The sequence below is a fragment of the Bifidobacterium sp. POST2/T3 (B1) genome (genome assembly GCF_058197115.1).
Window position 1 is genome coordinate 1 of sequence record NZ_JBVPQK010000294.1, and the last position, 3,317, is coordinate 3,317.

Annotated in this window: 2 protein-coding genes; both read right to left on the reverse strand. The window is 63.2% G+C overall.

The window, feature by feature from the left end; translation table 11 throughout:
- A partial coding sequence (locus AC0AP0_RS10705; protein WP_490430450.1) for a phosphoribosylformylglycinamidine synthase occupies positions 1-2,588 on the reverse strand: 2,588 nt, incomplete at its 3' end.
- A gap of 79 nt (positions 2,589-2,667) precedes the next feature.
- Positions 2,668-3,317: phosphoribosylaminoimidazolesuccinocarboxamide synthase (locus tag AC0AP0_RS10710; protein ID WP_490430451.1), on the reverse strand; the 650-nt coding region annotated here is incomplete at its 5' end.

Consider the following 3,317-nt stretch of genomic DNA (forward strand, 5'->3'; position numbering starts at 1 on the left):
GCTGCAGCATCCACCAGGCCCTGGCTGATCAGCGCCTCCACCTGGTCCATGACGGCCCTCAGGCTCTCCGGATCGGGTAGCAATCCGTCCTCCTGATATTCAGGCGTCAAAAGGTAGACCTGCCGGTTCGGGGCCTTGAACTCGGGAGAGACCGCATCCTTGGCTCGCCCCAGGGCCACGGCAAAGCTGATCAGGGTGGGAGGCACGTCCAGGTCCTCGAAGCTACCGGACATGGAGTCCTTGCCGCCTATGGCACCCACGGAAAGATCCAGCTGGGCCTGGAGGGCTCCCAGGACGCCAGCCACCGGCAGACCCCAGCGCCGGGGGTCGGCGCCGGGCTTGGGGTAGTACTCCTGCAGGCTCAGGTGGGCCCGGGAACGGCTGAAGCCGCTGGCCACCAGCTTGGCCAGGCTCTCGACCACGGCCAGGTAGGCCCCGGTGTAGGGATCCTGGCTGCTGATCCATGGGTTGAATCCCCAGGCCATGGCCGAGGCGGTGGTGGTGTGTCCATCCACCGGCAGCTTGGCCACCATGGCCTGGGCCGGAGTCAGCTGTCGGGCTCCGCCGAAGGGCATGAGGACGGTGCCTGCGCCGATGGTGGAGTCGAACTGCTCGGCCAGACCCTGCTGGGAGCAGACGTTGATGTCTGCAAGCAGGGCCTTCATGCGCGCGTCCAGGCTGCCTTGGACCTCGAATGGGGCATGGTAGGGAGCAGGAACCGTTACCTGGGCATCGGCCTCGTGAGGGGCGCCGTTGGAAGCCAGGAAGGATCGGGGGATGTCCACGATGGTCTCTGATCGCCAGGTCATCCGCAGACGGGGTTCTTCGGTGACTTCGGCGATGACAGTGGCTTCGAGGTCCTCCTGCCGGGCGTAGTCGATGAAGGCGGGCGCGTCTTCGGCGGCCAGGGCCACGGCCATGCGCTCCTGGCTCTCGGAGATGGCGATTTCGGTCCCGTCCAGCCCCTGGTACTTGAGCGGCACCCGGTCCAGGTCCACGTTCAGTCCGTCGGCAAGCTCGCCTACGGCCACGGCGACGCCGCCGGCTCCGAAGTCGTTGCAGCGTTCAATCAGCCTGGCTGCCTCCGGGCGGCGGAAGAGGCGCTGAAGCTTGCGCTCCTCAGGGGCATCGCCCTTCTGCACCTCGGCCCCGCAACGTTCCAGGCTCTCTTCGTTCTGGGACTTGGATGCTCCGGTGGCACCGCCGATTCCATCGCGGCCGGTTCTTCCGCCCACCAGGATGATCAGATCGCCGGGTGCAGGCCGACGGCGGATCACATGGTCGGCCGGGGTGGCTGCCACCACTGCGCCCACCTCCATCCGCTTGGCTGCATAGCCGGGGTGGTAGATCTCCCGAACCTGTCCGGTGGCCAGCCCGATCTGATTGCCATAAGAGGAGTAGCCGTCGGCCGCCTGACGGACTATCCGGCTCTGGGGTAGCTTGCCCGGCAGGGTCTGATCCAGGGGCTGGCGGGGATCCGCTGCCCCGCTGACCCTCATGGCCTGGTAGACGTAACCTCTTCCGGAAAGAGGATCGCGGATGGCTCCGCCGATGCAGGTGGCGGCACCGCCGAAAGGCTCGATCTCGGTGGGGTGATTATGCGTTTCGTTTTTGAAGAGAAAGAGCCAGTCCTGATCCTGGCCGTCCACGTCGACCTTGGTCCGGATAGTGCAGGCGTTGACCTCTTCGGACTGGTCCACATCGTTCAGGATGCCTCGCTTCTGCAGGTACTTGGCTCCGATGGTGGCCATGTCCATCAGGCATTCCGGTCGGTCCTGGCGGCCCAGCTCTTCACGGATTGCCCGGTAACGTTCCAGCGTGGCGCGGGCTCGGGGATTGTCTGCCTTAATTCGCTCCAGCTTGGTATTGAAGGTGGTGTGCCGGCAGTGGTCGGACCAGTAGGTGTCGATCACTTTGAGCTCAGTCAGTGTGGGGTCTCGCTTTTCCTGACGGTAGTGGTCCTGGCAGAAGCGGACATCCGGCAGATCCATGGCCAGATCCAGCTTGTCGATCAGCGCTTCGAGTTCAGGATCACCCAAATCGCGAAATCCGTCCAACACGGGCACTGGATCAGGATCCTCGTCAGGCATGGCCAGGGTCTTGGGCTGCTCCAGCCCTACCACCCGTGAGTCGACTGGATTGACCAGGTAATTGCGGACGGCTTTGATCTGCTCGGCATCCAAATCGCCTTCTAGCAGATAGACGGTGGCCGTGGCAACCAAGGGGCGGGCGCCCTGCCCGACCAGCTGAACACATTGGGCTGCGGAATCGGCTCGCTGATCGAACTGACCAGGCAGGGGGGCCACGGCGAAAAGCATGGGGGAGTCCAGTGGCGGCAGGTCCTCGTCACCCTTCATGCGCAGGGCCTGCTCCAGTCGGGTGGCCACCAGGTCGGTCTGGGGCTGGGCGAAGACCGTGGGCAGGCAACGTTTGAAGAGGTCCTCGTCGATTCCCTCCAGATCGTAACGGTTGATTATGCGCAAGCCGGTCAGCCCTTGCACGCCCGGCAGGGTGCGCAGCTGTTCGGCAAGCCTGTCGGCGGCCTGGTCGAAGCCACGCTTTTTCTCGGTATAGACACGGAAGAGCACAATGGATCCTTTCGCGATGGACTGGTTGGGGACCAATGAAAAACCCGGAGGCGATATGCTCGCTTCCGGGTCGGCCGATTCAGCTGTTCGATTGGCTTTCGCGCTCCTCCAATTCGGTAAGCCCATCCAGAATGGTTTGATAAGCCGGAATGATGCTGCCCAGGTCCCTGCGGAAGAGGTCCTTGTCCAAGTGGGTGACCTGGCCGTCATGATTGTTGCCAATCGCCCAGAGCCTGCAGGTGTCGGGGGTGATCTCGTCGCCGAGAAGGATGATGTCCGAACCGGTCTTGCCCATTTCGATCTTGAAGTCCACCAGCTCCACGTTGATGGCGCGGAAGATGCCGGTCAGCGCCCCGTTGATCTCCCGGGTCTTAGCGGCGATGATATCCAGATCCTGCTCAGTGGCCAATCCCAGGGCCAGAATGTCGTCCCGGTTGATAAACGGATCATCCAGAGGATCGGACTTGTAGAAGAATTCCAGCACAGGCTGCTTCAAGGCGGTGCCTTCCGCAACCCCGTACCGTTGGGCGAAGGAGCCAGCGGCCCGGTTGCGCATGACAATCTCCAGGGGGAACATGTCCAGCCGACGGTTGAGCTGTTCGGTGTCGGAGATGCTGCGTACGAAGTGGCTGGGTATGCCCCGGCGGGCCAACAGGGAGAATATCACCGTGGTGATCCTGTTGTTCAGTCTGGCCTTGCCTTCGATATTGGCCTTCTTGGCCCCGTTCC